The organism is Pseudoalteromonas sp. UG3-2 (assembly GCF_037120705.1).
Classification (GTDB): Bacteria; Pseudomonadota; Gammaproteobacteria; order Enterobacterales; family Alteromonadaceae; genus Pseudoalteromonas.
Genome location: NZ_JAWLJU010000002.1, coordinates 1,815,082 through 1,829,806 on the forward strand (window position 1 = coordinate 1,815,082; position 14,725 = coordinate 1,829,806).

16 protein-coding genes and 1 tRNA gene are annotated in these 14,725 nt (G+C 46.1%); 10 read left to right on the plus strand and 7 right to left on the minus strand.

Annotated features, from left to right (window positions below):
* The first annotated feature begins 60 nt into the window (after positions 1-60).
* A complete protein-coding gene (locus R3P39_RS11305) occupies positions 61-1,275 on the plus strand; it encodes a methyl-accepting chemotaxis protein (RefSeq protein WP_336567566.1) in 1,215 nt (404 codons plus the stop codon).
* Here the strand turns inward: R3P39_RS11305 and epmA are convergent.
* Positions 1,272-2,246, minus strand: coding sequence for an elongation factor P--(R)-beta-lysine ligase (gene epmA / locus R3P39_RS11310; protein ID WP_336567567.1), 975 nt, complete (start codon positions 2,244-2,246; stop codon positions 1,272-1,274). The two genes, R3P39_RS11305 and epmA, sit on opposite strands and share 4 nt — an antisense overlap.
* Before the next feature lie 58 nt (positions 2,247-2,304).
* Positions 2,305-2,871, minus strand: coding sequence for an elongation factor P (gene efp / locus R3P39_RS11315; protein ID WP_336567568.1), 567 nt, complete (start codon positions 2,869-2,871; stop codon positions 2,305-2,307).
* A gap of 43 nt (positions 2,872-2,914) precedes the next feature.
* On the opposite strand from efp, the gene epmB reads away from it, so the two are divergent.
* The gene (gene epmB, locus R3P39_RS11320) at positions 2,915-3,931 is read left to right on the plus strand and encodes an EF-P beta-lysylation protein EpmB (protein ID WP_336567569.1); all 1,017 of its coding nucleotides are present in this window, start codon (positions 2,915-2,917) and stop codon (positions 3,929-3,931) included.
* Positions 3,932-4,014: 83 nt separating this feature from the next.
* Here the strand turns inward: epmB and R3P39_RS11325 are convergent, their stop codons facing one another.
* Positions 4,015-4,224: a hypothetical protein gene (locus R3P39_RS11325; protein ID WP_336567570.1), complete on the minus strand. Its 210-nt coding sequence runs from the start codon at positions 4,222-4,224 to the stop codon at positions 4,015-4,017.
* A 175-nt stretch (positions 4,225-4,399) separates the two neighbouring features.
* Between R3P39_RS11325 and R3P39_RS11330 the strand changes: the two genes are divergently transcribed.
* A complete protein-coding gene (locus R3P39_RS11330) occupies positions 4,400-4,693 on the plus strand; it encodes a prephenate dehydrogenase (protein WP_336567571.1) in 294 nt (97 codons plus the stop codon).
* 49 nt (positions 4,694-4,742) lie between these two features.
* Here R3P39_RS11330 and R3P39_RS11335 read toward each other — a convergent pair whose 3' ends face one another.
* The 4 genes from R3P39_RS11335 to R3P39_RS11350 all read right to left on the minus strand — a co-directional run bounded on the left by R3P39_RS11335 (position 4,743) and on the right by R3P39_RS11350 (position 8,157).
* Entirely contained in the window at positions 4,743-5,222 is a 480-nt protein-coding gene (locus R3P39_RS11335; RefSeq protein WP_336567572.1) for a DUF3016 domain-containing protein, read from the minus strand.
* Between the two features lie 280 nt (positions 5,223-5,502).
* Positions 5,503-7,152, minus strand: coding sequence for a chaperonin GroEL (groL, locus tag R3P39_RS11340; RefSeq protein ID WP_336567573.1), 1,650 nt, complete (start codon positions 7,150-7,152; stop codon positions 5,503-5,505).
* A gap of 48 nt (positions 7,153-7,200) precedes the next feature.
* Entirely contained in the window at positions 7,201-7,488 is a 288-nt protein-coding gene (locus tag R3P39_RS11345; protein WP_336567574.1) for a co-chaperone GroES, read from the minus strand.
* Positions 7,489-7,644: 156 nt separating this feature from the next.
* Positions 7,645-8,157 (minus strand): FxsA family protein, encoded by a 513-nt coding sequence (locus tag R3P39_RS11350; RefSeq protein WP_336567575.1) that lies wholly within the window; start codon positions 8,155-8,157, stop codon positions 7,645-7,647.
* A 129-nt stretch (positions 8,158-8,286) separates the two neighbouring features.
* On the opposite strand from R3P39_RS11350, the gene cutA reads away from it, so the two are divergent.
* From cutA to R3P39_RS11385, 7 genes are all read left to right on the plus strand, one after another.
* The gene (gene cutA / locus R3P39_RS11355; RefSeq protein WP_336567576.1) at positions 8,287-8,607 is read left to right on the plus strand and encodes a divalent-cation tolerance protein CutA; all 321 of its coding nucleotides are present in this window, start codon (positions 8,287-8,289) and stop codon (positions 8,605-8,607) included.
* Complete coding sequence (locus R3P39_RS11360) at positions 8,607-10,433, plus strand: protein-disulfide reductase DsbD (RefSeq protein WP_336567577.1); 1,827 nt, start codon at positions 8,607-8,609, stop codon at positions 10,431-10,433. Before cutA ends, R3P39_RS11360 begins: the two co-directional genes overlap by 1 nt.
* A gap of 193 nt (positions 10,434-10,626) precedes the next feature.
* A complete protein-coding gene (gene aroQ, locus R3P39_RS11365; RefSeq protein ID WP_336567579.1) occupies positions 10,627-11,088 on the plus strand; it encodes a type II 3-dehydroquinate dehydratase in 462 nt (153 codons plus the stop codon).
* A 19-nt stretch (positions 11,089-11,107) separates the two neighbouring features.
* On the plus strand, positions 11,108-11,572 hold the full coding sequence (accB, locus tag R3P39_RS11370; RefSeq protein ID WP_336567580.1) for an acetyl-CoA carboxylase biotin carboxyl carrier protein: 465 nt from the start codon (positions 11,108-11,110) through the stop codon (positions 11,570-11,572).
* A 20-nt stretch (positions 11,573-11,592) separates the two neighbouring features.
* Positions 11,593-12,936 carry an acetyl-CoA carboxylase biotin carboxylase subunit gene (accC, locus tag R3P39_RS11375; RefSeq protein ID WP_336567581.1) on the plus strand — a complete coding sequence of 448 codons (1,344 nt, stop codon included), beginning with the start codon at positions 11,593-11,595 and terminating at the stop codon, positions 12,934-12,936.
* 628 nt (positions 12,937-13,564) lie between these two features.
* Positions 13,565-13,641 (plus strand) — tRNA-Ile (locus tag R3P39_RS11380).
* A gap of 328 nt (positions 13,642-13,969) precedes the next feature.
* Complete coding sequence (locus R3P39_RS11385) at positions 13,970-14,575, plus strand: discoidin domain-containing protein (protein ID WP_336567582.1); 606 nt, start codon at positions 13,970-13,972, stop codon at positions 14,573-14,575.
* The last annotated feature ends 150 nt before the right edge of the window (positions 14,576-14,725 follow it).

Below are 14,725 nucleotides of genomic sequence, written 5' to 3' on the forward strand. Positions count from 1 at the left end.
AGCTCATCTATACTGAGAGCAATAAAGTGGCACATTGATGAGCCCAATATGAGTTTGTATATGCGCATGTATAATTTTATCGAAGAAACGTTTTTCTTTACCCTGACTCGCAAAATAGTCGGTAATTTAGGCTTTTTATTACTCTTTCAGGTCATTGCTTTGGTTTGGCTTTATGCCGAGTTAACTGAGTCTGGTGCTGGCCTTGGGGTATTTTGGTTGCTCACGGCAGTGATCCTTGGGGCCTTTGGTTTTACCATTTTTTACATGCGCTTTTTGATTGTCCGCCCAGTACAAGCCATGCGTGACACCTTAGAGCGAGTGAATAAACAAGATGGCAACCTAGATGCCAAACTGCCGCAGTTTACCTTTGATGAGTTTCGCGATCTCAGTGAACAGTACAATACCTTTACCACTCACCTCAGCCAGTTGCTGGCCAGCACCTATGAAAGTGCCGCAGCAGCCACTAAAAGCAACAATGACGTGACCGAGTCAATGCGCAGTACGGCCGAATATGGTCAACAGCAGCTGAGCCAAGGTGATACCATTATTGCCGCCTCCGATCAGGTGGGCCATAGCCTCGAAAGCATTGTTCACAATACCGATCAAGTTTACCAAGCCAATACCGAAAGCCTGCACTTTGTTCGTGGTTCATCTCAGTCTCTCACTAAGCTGGTCGCAGAAGTAAAACAAATCACCACCTTATTAGGTAAATTTTCCAGCACGGTGTCGGGACTAAAAGAGAACAGCGAAAACATTCGTAATATTCTCAAAATGGTGGAAGAGTTTTCTGATCAAACCAATTTATTAGCCCTCAATGCCGCCATTGAAGCCGCTCGAGCAGGAGAAGCCGGGCGGGGTTTTGCGGTCGTCGCAGACGAGGTGCGAGCCCTATCGGTTAAGGTCAATGATGCGACCCGGCAGATCAGCGACTTTATTAATCAAATGAATACTCTAGTAGGTGAAACAAACCAAGAGTCTGAACAGCTCATTGAGCACTCTAGCTCTGCTGAGCGGGCCATTGGCGAAACCGCCGAAGGCTTTAAGTCGATGAGTCATGACTTTGAACGTAACCAAGCGCAATTAGAGGACATTGTCAGCGCGGTTCACCAATTAGAAGAAACGCAAAAACACACTCATCAAGCGGTGCAGCAAATTGCCGAGCTGGGCTTGCAATCGAAAACCCAAATAGACAATGCTCTAGCCGAGTGCCGCAGCGCTCAGCAACTCAGTGAGACCACGCGCAAAGAGCTAACCCGGTTTGTGTCACGCAGTTAAGCTCGTGACACATCAAAGGCAATTACATCGCTGATAGTGGGCTTGTTGAGCGCCAGCATCAGCAAACGATCAACGCCGAGCGCCACTCCCGCGCAGCTCGGTAAGCCCGCTTCCAGTGCCGCTAACAGTCGTTCATCTATGGTAACCGGTGCTAAACCCATTTGCTGACGTAACGCGTTATCTTGTTCAAAGCGCTGACGCTGCTCTTGGGCATCGGTTAATTCATGGAAACCATTCGCCAGCTCCATATTGCGATAATACAACTCAAAGCGCCCCGCTACACGAGGATCGCTTGGATTTAGCTGCGCCAGTGCGGCTTGTGATGCCGGAAAGTGATAAACAAAGCATGGTGTCTGTTGACCAATTTTCGGTTCTATTTCCATGCAAAACAATAACTGCAGTAAGGTATCTGGATTGTCTTCTGTGGCTGCGATATCAGCATAGCCATACTGAGTGGCCTGCGCTTTTAATTCACCTAAGGTCGCCGTTAAAGGATCAAAACCTAAGTGGTCAATAAACGCCTGCTGATAGCTTAAAGACTGCGCTTTTGGGCAAGCCAAAATCGTTTGCAGTAACTCATCTAGCTCTGCCATTAACTGAAACTCGTCAAACCCGGGGCGATACCACTCCAGCATGGTGAATTCCGGATTATGATAGCGACCGGACTCTTCGTTACGAAACGCCTTGCTGAGCTGAAAAATGGCCCCACTGCCTGCGGCGAGCAGCCGCTTCATGGCATATTCTGGTGACGTCTGCAGAAATAGCGGCAAGCCCTTATTGTATGCCGGCCCGACAAACTCGGTGTGAAAGGTCTCAAGATGAGGGTCGGTGACGGATGCTTGGCTCAGACTTGGGGTTTCGACTTCCATCACCTCACGGGCAGCAAAAAAGGCGCGAATTTGACTGAGTATGTTTGCTCGGCGCTTTAAAGTATCGATATCAGCACTAGGCTGCCAGTCGCTTTGACTCATGTTATGCTCCAAAAAAAATCCCAGCCAAAGCTGGGATTGTCATTGACCTCGGCTGCGCTTATTTAACGCGGCTAACATACTCGCCTTTACGAGTATCGACTTTGATCACTTCGCCAATTTGGACAAACAGTGGTACACGAACCACAGCGCCAGTTGAAAGAGTTGCTGGCTTTCCGCCGGTGCCTGCGGTGTCCCCTTTTAGGCCCGGATCCGTTTCAGTGATCTCAAGCTCAACAAAGTTAGGCGGTGCCACGGCAATCGGGTTGCCGTTCCATAACGTGATGGTACAGACATCATTTTCAACTAACCATTTAACATTGTCGCCCACTGCCTTTTCATCAGCCGCGATTTGCTCAAAGGTATCGTTGTTCATAAAGTGCCAGAACTCACCGTCGGTGTATAAGTATGCCAGTTCCGTTTCAATTACGTCTGCGCCTTCAACCGAATCGCCTGACTTAAAAGTTTTCTCTAACACTTTGCCTGAGATAAGCTTACGGATCTTAACGCGGTTAAATGCTTGGCCTTTACCTGGCTTAACCATTTCGTTTTCTAAGATTGAGCAAGGCTCGCCGTCGATCATAATTTTTAGACCGCCCTTGAACTCGTTGGTGCTATAATTCGCCATCGTATCCTCTAATTCTACGTATATTCGAGTAATAAACCTGCTAATGATACAAATAAATGAAGTAAATTTGCAGACTAACTGGCAAAAAGAATTGGCAAATGTGGTCACCGACGTCAAAGAACTGCTTGAAATGTTATCCTTAACAGAGCATTTTGACAGCCGTGACATCGAAGCTAAGCGTTTGTTTCCTATGCGAGTTCCACGGCCATTTATCGCCAAAATGCGCCATGGCGATGCCACCGATCCGCTGTTATTGCAAGTGTTGCCACAGCATCAAGAATTTATTAGCGCAGCAGGCTATATTAAAGATCCACTCGAAGAACAAGATGCACCAGTGCCTGGACTGCTGCATAAATACCGCTCGCGGGTGTTGTTAATGCTTAAAACCGGCTGTGCGGTTAATTGCCGCTATTGCTTCCGCCGCCACTTCCCTTACCAAGAGAACCAAGTCAATAAACGCACTCTTGAGCCGGTATTTGCGTATCTTGCTGCTCACCCTGAAATAAACGAGGTGATCTTAAGCGGTGGCGATCCCCTTATGGCCAAAGATGAAATGATTGCCTGGTTACTGGATAGACTGGAGCAATTGCCACAAATTAAACGCCTCAGGATCCACAGCCGTCTACCAGTAGTGATCCCAGCCAGAGTCACTGATGAGTTATGCCAGCGTTTAGCAACAAGTCCATTAAAGGTGGTTTTGGTCAACCACATTAACCATGGTAATGAAATTGATGCCGCTTTTAAGGCGGCAATGCAAAAGCTCAAACAAGCAGACGTCACTCTACTAAATCAAGCGGTATTACTGCGTGATATAAATGACAGCGCCACGACTCAGGCAGAGTTAAGTGAGGCACTGTTTGATGCCGATATTTTGCCTTATTACCTACACTTACTGGATAAAGTGGAAGGGGCCAGTCACTATAATGTCAGTGAGGAAAGCGCTAAACATATCATGGCTGAGCTACTGGAAACACTGCCAGGCTTTTTGGTGCCTAAGCTGGTGCGCGAAATTGGTGGGCAACCGAGCAAAACCCCCATCAATTTAGGTTTACCGCTGTAATAAAACAAAAAATCGGTGCTTGAAGGCACCGATTTATTGCTTTGAACGATTCGGACTAACCGAAGGTCAGCGCACATCAACGCTTATGCATAAGTGTTGATATTATTGCCCAATGTTGCCGTAACCGACTTTGTCGGAGTTTGTGCCGAAGCAGTATTTCCCGCAGATTCGATCAGTGCAAGTGCGGCTTGTCCATCTGCTTTCTGTTGCTTTTTTGCCAAGGCAGCGCTGTATACTTCGCCGCTTTGACCAGCTCCAGACATCGCTGGTAGATTACTTCCGGAAATATTCATAAGTGATTACCTAACTTTTTTGATGGATCAAATAGGGTATCGACAGCACAAAGTAAAACTTTAGACTCATTTTTATATTTTTATTCTCAGCCATTTTTACTATTTCTTTCAGAGTTTGATTTAGCCTGCGAAAGCCGTAAAATACCGCTTTAATTTTAAAGCCACGAGAAAGAGCATGCAGACCGTAATAGAAAAACTCAATGACAACCTTAAAATTGTCTATCGTCAAGCACTGGATGCCGATAAAAAACTTGATGAGTTACAACAACAAGGCCACGGCAAATTTAAAGCGCTTTTTACTGAAGAAGCGGGATTTAGTTTTGAAGCAAAGCGCTTTAAACCCTATGTACTGGATGTTGCCGCCGATGTCGAAGGGCTATCTAAAGCCGAGAAAATTGACGAGCAACAGCTTACTTTGGTAGTAAAAAAGCTACAAAGCCTATTACAGTTGTTAGCTACTTTTAAGTAGCAAACGTGGTTGAGCGCTTTGCTGCAATATTCAAAGCGCTCACAGCGCGTTAAAGCTGTTTTACTAACTCGTCCTCAAACCATTCGGTTAACAGGCGCTTCTCGTATTGAAATGAGCGGTCTAAACCACGAGTAATCCTATCCATAAACGCCATGTCTTTTAGCTTCACCTCTTTTCCTTCTGTCAGTACGTCACCTTGACTATTAGTGACTTTATAGCTCAGTGTTAGACGTGGAAAGTAAATGGATTTTATTACGCGTACCTCAGATGCACCAAAACGTACATCTCCAGCTAAATCAATTTCATCGAAATGAAGGCTCAGCTTACTCCCCTCAGGCAGCTGCTCGGCTAGTTTTTCGACGTGTTTGCGTAACTGCTTTTCGACACGCTGATGATATGACCCACGCGTTTCATTGCTCGGACGGACGTCCCGGTACTCTTTAAACTCTTTAAAGCTTACTTGTGCTTCACCCGCTAGCGCGAACAGAGGCGCCAACAGCAAGGCTAACATTATCTTAGTGCGTTTCATTATTTACTCCTTCTGCTGGATACCACTTTACTTTACTCCGACTCAATTGGAAGTAAAGTAAGATCACAGCCTTTTACACAATGTGACATTTCGCTACATAAAATAAGACCGAGTTGGCACACAAATGTTCGCAGCCAACGATAAAAAATCCAACTAGCTGAATTAATGAGTTAATGAGTTAATGGTGAAGGAAGCGATTTGCTGTGGGGCTATAAAATGCAAAAAGCCCGACATTAGCCGGGCTCTTCAAAGCAGTTAAGTGCTTAGGGGGTGATGTTTATCACATCATGCCGCCCATGCCACCCATTCCGCCCATGCCGCCCATGTCTGGTGCAGCTGGAGCTTCTTCTTTCGGAATTTCAGCAACCATGGCTTCTGTGGTGATCATTAGACCCGCAACAGAAGCTGCAAACTGTAGTGCAGAACGTGTTACTTTTGTTGGGTCAAGGATACCCATTTCGATCATGTCGTTGTACTCGCCAGTCGCTGCGTTGTAACCATAGTTACCTTCGCCGCCTTTCACTGCGTTTACTACAACTGAAGCTTCATCACCAGCGTTTGAAACGATTTGACGAAGTGGCGCTTCCATTGCACGAAGTGCAACTTTAATACCGTGGCTTTGATCTTCGTTGTCGCCAGTTAGCTCAGCAATCTTGTTTGCTACGCGAACTAGGGCAACACCACCACCAGGTACTACACCTTCTTCAACCGCTGCGCGAGTTGCGTGTAGTGCATCTTCTACGCGGTCTTTCTTCTCTTTCATTTCAACTTCAGTTGCTGCACCGACTTTGATAACGCCTACGCCACCAGCAAGTTTTGCCATGCGCTCTTGTAGCTTTTCTTTATCGTAGTCAGATGTTGCTTCTTCGATTTGTGCTTTAATTTGTGCCACACGGCCGTCGATTGCGTCTTGCTCACCAGCACCGTCAATCACTGTGGTGTCGTCTTTAGTGATAACTACGCGTTTCGCAGTACCTAGGTCTTCGATAGTTGCTTTTTCAAGCTCTAGACCAATCTCTTCAGAGATAACGGTACCGCCAGTTAGGATAGCGATGTCTTGTAGCATTGCTTTACGACGGTCACCGAAGCCTGGCGCTTTAACAGCTGCTACTTTTACGATGCCACGCATATTGTTTACAACTAGAGTTGCAAGCGCTTCGCCTTCAAGGTCTTCAGCAATGATTAGTAGTGGCTTGCTGGTTTTAGCAACCGCTTCTAGTGTTGGTAGCAACTCACGGATGTTAGATACTTTTTTGTCTACTAACAGGATGTGTGGGTTATCTAGCTCAACTTGGCCTTTTTCAGCGTTGTTGATGAAGTAAGGAGATAGGTAACCGCGGTCAAACTGCATACCTTCCACTACGTCTAGTTCGTTTTGTAGTGATTGACCTTCTTCTACTGTGATAACGCCTGATTCACGCCCTACTTTTTCCATTGCTTCAGCAATGATGTCGCCGATTTCTTTGTCAGAGTTTGCAGAGATAGTACCTACCTGAGCGATGGCTTTGTTGTCTGAACAAGGCACAGAAAGCGTTTTCAGCTCTTCTACTGCTGCGATTACCGCTTTGTCGATACCGCGCTTCAGGTCCATTGGGTTCATGCCCGCTGCTACTGCTTTTAGACCTTCGTTAACGATAGACTGAGCAAGTACGGTTGCCGTTGTGGTACCGTCACCCGCTGCATCGTTCGCTTTAGACGCCACTTCTTTAACCATTTGTGCGCCCATGTTTTCGAACTTGTCTTCCAGTTCGATTTCTTTCGCTACCGATACACCATCTTTAGTGATAGTCGGTGCGCCGAAAGACTTGTCTAAAACTACGTTACGGCCTTTAGGACCTAAAGTTACTTTTACTGCATCTGCTAGTACGTTAACGCCCTGAAGCATTTTGTTGCGAGCGTCATTTGAAAAACGAACTTCTTTAGCTGCCATGTTTAAATTCCTCTTAAATTCTGTTTCGTATAAACCAAAAAGTAGTAATTACTCTACGATGCCTAAGATGTTGTCTTCGCGCATGATCAGGTACTCTTGACCTTCGATCTTTTCAGTTTTTTCGATGTAAGAGCCAAACAACACAGTGTCGCCCGCTTTTACTTCTAACGATTTAGTTTCACCATTGTCCAACACGCGGCCGTTGCCTACAGCAACAACTTCACCACGTGAAGACTTTTCAGCCGCAGAACCGGTTAGCACAATACCGCCAGCTGACTTTGTTTCTTCTTCAAGACGCTTAACGATGACGCGATCATGTAAAGGACGAATGTTCATTTATTTAGTTCTCCTAACAGTTTCTGAACAATGACAGAAATAACGTTATTGGCGCCGTTAACTTCGGGTAGATCCCTTGGTTAACATCCGCAATTTTAATTGCTTACATAAATGGGGATGGGCAATTTAAAACCCAAGAGAAAAAATTAAAAAAATTTAATCTTTTCTCTCGTACTCCCCTTCAATGGTGTTTGACGGTTTATTACTCGATTGATTGTCAAACGATTTTCGCGCATCTTCCGGCTCATCCGAGGTGTGATTAAAAGGGCTTTGGTTAAAGCCTGAATGACGTGAGTGCATTTGTGTTTGTACTCGCACTGAGGCATGAGCCAATAATGATTTGGCTAACTTTTTACGCACAGCTGGGGTCAACAGTAAAAAGCCTAACACATCGGTCATAATGCCCGGGGTCATTAACAGTACTCCGGCGATGATCACACACAGGCCGGTAAACAAATCTTGCGCAGGCAATTGCCCCTGCGACATTTGCTGTTGCACGTTAACGTACGCGCCCAACCCTTGTTGTTTAACTAGCTTAGCGCCTAAGATAGCCGTGGCAATCACCAAGGCAATGGTGGCAAATCCGCCAATGACTTCGCTTACTTGGATCAGCAGGGCGATCTCAATAATCGGAATGGCAATAAACAATATAAATAGAATTCTAAACATACTTTCTCCAAATCAACGAAAGATAAATATGGGTGCGCGGGTCTTAATTCAAGCAATACCAGTGCTGCGCTTTCGATTAATTTCACTATCGGCTAAGATGCCAGCAATCATTCAAAAATGGAAATGACAATGGCGATAAGATACAAACTTGTGCTTTCAACCTGTGACTCAACTGACGAAGCACGGCAAATCGCAGCCCACTTGGTAACGCAAAAGCTGGCGGCTTGTGTGAACTTGATCCCCAACATGGAGTCTATTTATGTTTGGGAAGGGGAAGTCGAGCACAGCCAAGAAGTTAAACTGTTGATTAAAACCAAGCCCGAAAAGCTTGAGCTGGTGATGGCGGCCATTAAAGACATGCATAGCTATGATGTGCCTGAAATCCAAGTGATCGATATTACCGGCGGCAACCTAAGTTATTTCAAATGGATGGATGAGGTATTAAATTAATGCGACTGCTCGTAGCTCTATTTTCACTGCTACTGTTTTTTCCTGTTTTTGCCAACAATGCAGTGTTAGACAGCCTGCTTGAACCCAAGCAGCAAAGCTTTCTGCCCGTTAAAGAAGCGTTTAAGTTTGATTTTGGCCAGCAAGGGAAAACCCTTTTTGTCGGTTGGGATATTGCCGATGGTTATTACTTATATAAGAAAAACCTCGAGATAATAGCCAAGGGTGCTGACATTGCCGTGCCAAAGCTAGACCCCGGGGAAATGATAGAAGATGAGTTTTTTGGCCGCACTGAGGTGTATTTCAATAACCTTTCTATTATTTCTAAGCTCAGCAACGTTGAAGAAAACGCAGTGGTAAAAATTCGCTACCAAGGCTGTGCTGAAGCAGGACTTTGCTACCCACCAGAAATTGTCGAAGTGCCATTAAGTGTCATTACCAGTGAGCAAAACAATACTCAAGCCGCCTCTTCTGCCCAGTCGCAACCCAGCAGTAGCGACACAGCGCAAGCCAGCGACTCTGCAACAACCAGCGATGACGATTTATCTTTCACAGAACAATTAATGCAGCGCAGCCTGTTGGCCAATGTCTTAACCTTTTTTGGTCTTGGCATAGGTTTGGCGTTTACTCCTTGTGTATTCCCAATGTTCCCGATTTTATCGAGCCTTATTGCCGGCCAACAGGGACTCTCTACTCGCAAGGCCTTTGGCTTATCGTTTGTGTACGTTCAAGGTATGGCAGTCACCTACGCCGCTTTAGGTTTAGTGGTGGCTTACTTTGGCGGCCAAGTGCAAGGGTATTTACAGCACCCAGCGGTGCTGATCAGCTTCAGCTTGTTGTTTGTGGTGTTGGCGCTTTCCATGTTTGGTTTGTACGAAATTCGCTTACCTAGCGGGATAATGGAAAAACTCACCCAGCTAAGCAATAAACAAAAAGGCGGTAACTACTGGGGCGTGTTTAGCATGGGCGTGCTGTCGGGCCTTATTGCCTCGCCGTGTACTACCGCGCCGCTGTCTGGTGCGCTTCTGTTTGTGGCGCAAAGCGGTGATTATATGGTGGGTGCGCTGACCTTATATGCGCTTAGTTTAGGCATGGGTCTGCCATTGTTATTGCTCGGCACCTCGGGCGGAAAAATTCTACCAAAAGCCGGCGGCTGGATGGATCAGGTTAAAACCCTGTTTGGCTTTGTGATGCTATTCGTGCCGCTTATCTTACTCGAGCGTATTCTCGACTTTGATACTATTATTGCGTTGGCATCTGGATTGGCTATAGCAACCGCACTCTACATGCACTTTTGGCAGAGCCAGCTAAACGCTGGTAAAGGAAGAACTCTGCTTTGGGGCGTGGCCCTCACCTTATTTATATCGGGCTTGTTTGGGGTTAAAGGCCTACTTTTCCCGGCAGCACAACCTGTAGCGGTTAGCAACACAGCGGTAACTGAAGCCGCAACTGGGGAGAAAAAGTTCCGTCTTATTCCTGACCTAGCTGCATTAGAGGAAGAAGTGGCTGCCGCCAATGCCAAGGGCAAAGTGGCTATTGTGGATTTATATGCCGACTGGTGTGTGGCCTGTAAAGAGTTTGAGAAGTACACTTTTCCCGAGCCGCAAGTACAGGCGCAATTTCAAGATTATGAGTTATTGAAGTTAGACCTCACCAAAGCCAACGATAACACTCAGGCGATTATGGAGCACTTTACGGTATTTGGTTTACCCACCATGCTGTTCTTTAATAGCCAAGGCGAAGAAATGTCCGAGCTGCGTGTAACTGGCTTTATGGATGCCGATGACTTTGCCGCTCATCTGGAAAAGGCAAAACAAGCCGCGAAATAATCCACAAAAGGGGCAACTTTGCTTGCCCCTCCCCTCTCATTAGACCAGTATTTTGCTGCTATTTACCGCGAACTCTCTATAATAGTCGACGAAATGGATAATTATTTGCTATTTGCTAGTTTTCGGCTTAAGTTAGTAAGCCATACAGTATAAATTTTTGGCTAATGCATTAGTTAAAGGAAGTTCGCGTAATATGTCTGCAAGATTAAAGATTTTATTAGTAAACGGCCCTAATTTGAATATGTTAGGACGTCGTGAGCCAGATAAGTACGGCACGCAGACCCTTTCCGAGCTTGTTAATGCACTATCTGAGTACGCCGAAAACCAGCAAGTCAGTTTGTCTCACATTCAAAGCAACAGTGAAGCAGAGCTCATAGACGCAATCCATGCTGAGTATGGCCGCAGTGACGCGATTATTATTAATCCAGCAGCCTTTACCCATACTAGCATAGCGCTCAGAGACGCTTTATTAAGTGTGAGCATTCCTTTTTATGAAGTGCACCTTACTAACGTGTACGCCAGAGAGCCTTTTCGTCACAAGTCTTATTTCTCTGACGTGGCGCAAGGGGTGATATGTGGATTAGGCGCATTGGGCTATCGTGCAGCATTCGACGCTGCACTGGCGCAACTGCGAAAACAAAATAACTCAAATTAACTAACAGGCGGGTCATTGTATGGATATTCGCAAGATCAAAAAACTTATCGAGCTAGTAGAAGAGTCAGGTATTGCCGAGCTAGAAATCACTGAAGGTGAAGAGTCAGTTCGCATTAACCGTCACAGTAATGCTCCAGTCTATGCACAACCACAGCAGTTCGCAGCAGCTCCAGCGGCGGCTCCAGCTCCTGCAGCACCAGCGGCACCGGCTGCTGAAGCAGCACCAGCAGAAGAAAGCAGTGCACCATCTGGTCACCAAGTAAAATCTCCTATGGTAGGTACCTTCTACGCCGCTTCTTCACCAACGGCAGCCGCTTACGTTGAAGTAGGCAGCAAAGTAAACGTTGGCGATACTCTTTGTATCGTTGAAGCAATGAAAATGATGAACCAGATCGAATCAGACAAAGCCGGTGTGGTAAAAGCCATCCTAGTTGAAAACGGTGAGCCAGTAGAATTCGACCAACCGCTATTCATCATCGAATAATCACGCAGAAGGTCAACGTTATGTTAGATAAAGTAGTCATTGCAAACCGAGGTGAAATTGCACTTCGTGTATTGCGTGCCTGCAAGGAGCTGGGGATTAAAACGGTTGCTGTGCATTCAACAGCCGACCGTGACCTCAAACACGTTCTTCTTGCGGATGAAACCATTTGTATTGGCAAACCGGCAGCCAACGAGAGTTATCTTGATATTCCTCGTATTATCGCAGCGGCTGAAGTGACTGACGCCGTTGCTATTCACCCAGGCTATGGTTTCCTTTCAGAAAACGCCGATTTTGCCGACCAAGTTGAGCAAAGTGGCTTTATTTTTATTGGACCAAAGGGCGACACTATTCGCCTAATGGGCGACAAAGTATCGGCTATTGAGGCAATGCGCAAAGCGGGCGTGCCTTGTGTGCCTGGTTCTGACGGCCCACTCACAGAAGACAACGAGCGTAACTTACAAATTGCTAAGCGCATTGGTTACCCGGTGATCATCAAAGCAGCAGGCGGCGGTGGTGGTCGTGGTATGCGGGTTGTACGCAGCGAAAAAGAGTTGATTGATTCAATCGCGCTGACGCAACAAGAAGCCAAACAGTTCTTTGGTAATGGCATGGTTTACATGGAAAAATTCCTAGAAAACCCACGTCATATCGAAGTACAAGTACTCGCTGATGGCCAAGGCAATGCCATTCACTTAGGTGAGCGTGACTGTTCTATGCAGCGCCGCCACCAAAAAGTAGTCGAAGAAGCACCTGCGCCAGGTATTACCGCAGAAATGCGTAAATACATTGGTGATCGTTGTACTCGTGCTTGTATCGAGATTGGTTATCGTGGCGCCGGCACATTTGAGTTCTTATATGAAAACGGCGAGTTCTACTTTATTGAAATGAACACCCGTATTCAGGTTGAGCACCCAGTCACAGAAATGGTCACTGGTGTAGACCTTATCAAAGAGCAACTAAAAATTGCCGCAGGTCAGCCTTTGTCTATCACTCAAGACGACGTGATCATCCGTGGCCATGCCATTGAGTGCCGTATTAACGCGGAAGACCCAGAGAGCTTTATCCCATCGCCGGGTAAAATCACCCGCTTCCACCCTGCCGGTGGTCTTGGGATCCGTTGGGACAGCCACATTTACGCCGATTACACGGTACCACCGCATTACGACTCCATGATTGGTAAGTTAATCACTTACGGTGAGAATCGTGATGTGGCCATTGCCCGTGCCAAAAACGCCTTAAATGAATTAGTGATTGATGGCATTAAAACCAATACTCCACTGCATAAGCGAATTCTATCAGATGAGAATTTCCAAAATGGTGGCACTAACATTCATTACCTAGAGAAAAAACTAGGTCTACAATAACCTAATTCGTTCTCCGAAAAGCCGCCGGCCTCGTGCCGGCGCTTTTATTTCTGCACTACGATCTTCATCGTTCAGCATGAACCTTCCCACCCAGAAACATCACCACAAGCTAAGGCACAATTAATTTGCTTTAATAATAAGCAATCAAACTCCGCAAGTCGGACTTTTTCACCATTTGATAGTGACAAGCCTGTTAAAAATTCTTATACTGCCAGCGCTTTCAGTGATTTATCTTAAATTCATCAAAGCAAATGGCCCTATAGCTCAGTTGGGCGAGTCAAGACCGAAGCATCGCTTCGCAGCTTGGTGAGGTGGAGGCAGGACGCCGACAGGATACCGCTTCATGGATGAATTTAATGAGCACGTACAATACAAAATGGCCCTATAGCTCAGTTGGGCGAATCAAGACCGAAGCATCGCTTCGCAGCTTGATGAGGTGGAGGCAGGACGCCGACAGGATACCGCTTCATGGATGAATTTAATGAGCACTTACAATATAAAATGGCCCTATAGCTCAGTTGGGCGAATCAAAACCGAAGCATCGCTTCGCAGCTTGATGAGGTGGAGGCAGGACGCCGACAGGATACCGCTTCATGGATGAATTTAATGAGCACTTACAAAATAAAATGGCCCTATAGCTCAGTTGGTTAGAGCGCACGACTCATAATCGTTAGGTCCCTGGTTCGAGTCCAGGTGGGGCCACCATCTTTCCTACTCTTCCACGTTATTAACTACTAACCGAATCCCTTCGGTGCTACCTCTGTGCTGCTTCACTTACTCCTGTAATGATTGAAGTAATGGAAGCATTTAAAGTAAAACCTGCGTTTTAGTAACTCCACCCAAAAACTCTCAAGACTATCACATCGCGTAGCGCTTCCAAGTAGTCGCATAACGACTAGACCCTTTGATAGCGACTGTTCGATTTAGTTATGAGCTATAGACCTGTTAAATCACTATATTAACAACACAGCACAACAACCGACCCCTCAGATGGCATCCTTCGTTGCAGTTAATTGATACTAAAACAAACTCAGTGATAAAAACACTTAGCACTAACGACATAGTCAACCAAACGCAAGCTGGCAATCAATTAAGCATCAATGCTGTCACCCGCGGTGAGATTAACCACGTAGTGTTTGCTTATGGAGACAACTATGAGTTCTCCCACAGCGAACGAGCAGCCCCCTACGCCATGAGTGGAGATGGCGCAGGTGACTTTAATGCCGTGTCTTATCTGGCCTCACTGGGTGAAAAACACATTCGAGCCACCGCCTATGATAGCAATGGCACGGTGATTAGCACACAAGAGGTTACCCTTTTTATTAGCGATACTGCCACAGAAAGTATCACACCTATCGAAGTAGAGGCCTCATCAGTGCTTGGCAACAATGGTCCAATGATGGCATTTGATCAAAACCATGGCACTCGCTGGGAAAGTGTTCATGATGCATCAAACCAACGCGTAGAATGGCTAACCATGGACTTAGGAGCGATGTATTACCTCACAGACATGGAAATTCTCTGGGAAACGGCACGCTCTAACGATTATGAAATCAAAATCTCAAACGATGGAGTAGCATGGCAAAGTGTGGAGCGCATTAGCGCATTAGCGCATTCGATGATTTACATGATGAGATAACCTTGCCGCCAGTAACCACTCGTTATGTACAAGTACGCTCTAACTCTCGGGCCACGCAGTGGGGGGGTCTCTATTTTTGAGATAGCAATCCGTGGCGTTAAAGTGAATCATAGTCCGCTACAATAAAGAGGCTTTTGAATCAAGGCCACC

Excerpts from the sequence above, each read along its gene's own strand:
- R3P39_RS11305 (WP_336567566.1), top strand. The coding sequence starts at position 61 with ATGCGCATGTATAATTTTATCGAAGAAACGTTTTTCTTTACCCTGACT.
- epmA (WP_336567567.1), bottom strand. The coding sequence starts at position 2,246 with ATGAGTCAAAGCGACTGGCAGCCTAGTGCTGATATCGATACTTTAAAG.
- efp (WP_336567568.1), bottom strand. The coding sequence starts at position 2,871 with ATGGCGAATTATAGCACCAACGAGTTCAAGGGCGGTCTAAAAATTATG.
- epmB (WP_336567569.1), top strand. The coding sequence starts at position 2,915 with ATGATACAAATAAATGAAGTAAATTTGCAGACTAACTGGCAAAAAGAA.
- R3P39_RS11325 (WP_336567570.1), bottom strand. The coding sequence starts at position 4,224 with ATGAATATTTCCGGAAGTAATCTACCAGCGATGTCTGGAGCTGGTCAA.
- R3P39_RS11330 (WP_336567571.1), top strand. The coding sequence starts at position 4,400 with ATGCAGACCGTAATAGAAAAACTCAATGACAACCTTAAAATTGTCTAT.
- R3P39_RS11335 (WP_336567572.1), bottom strand. The coding sequence starts at position 5,222 with ATGAAACGCACTAAGATAATGTTAGCCTTGCTGTTGGCGCCTCTGTTC.
- groL (WP_336567573.1), bottom strand. The coding sequence starts at position 7,152 with ATGGCAGCTAAAGAAGTTCGTTTTTCAAATGACGCTCGCAACAAAATG.
- R3P39_RS11345 (WP_336567574.1), bottom strand. The coding sequence starts at position 7,488 with ATGAACATTCGTCCTTTACATGATCGCGTCATCGTTAAGCGTCTTGAA.
- R3P39_RS11350 (WP_336567575.1), bottom strand. The coding sequence starts at position 8,157 with ATGTTTAGAATTCTATTTATATTGTTTATTGCCATTCCGATTATTGAG.
- cutA (WP_336567576.1), top strand. The coding sequence starts at position 8,287 with ATGGCGATAAGATACAAACTTGTGCTTTCAACCTGTGACTCAACTGAC.
- R3P39_RS11360 (WP_336567577.1), top strand. The coding sequence starts at position 8,607 with ATGCGACTGCTCGTAGCTCTATTTTCACTGCTACTGTTTTTTCCTGTT.
- aroQ (WP_336567579.1), top strand. The coding sequence starts at position 10,627 with ATGTCTGCAAGATTAAAGATTTTATTAGTAAACGGCCCTAATTTGAAT.
- accB (WP_336567580.1), top strand. The coding sequence starts at position 11,108 with ATGGATATTCGCAAGATCAAAAAACTTATCGAGCTAGTAGAAGAGTCA.
- accC (WP_336567581.1), top strand. The coding sequence starts at position 11,593 with ATGTTAGATAAAGTAGTCATTGCAAACCGAGGTGAAATTGCACTTCGT.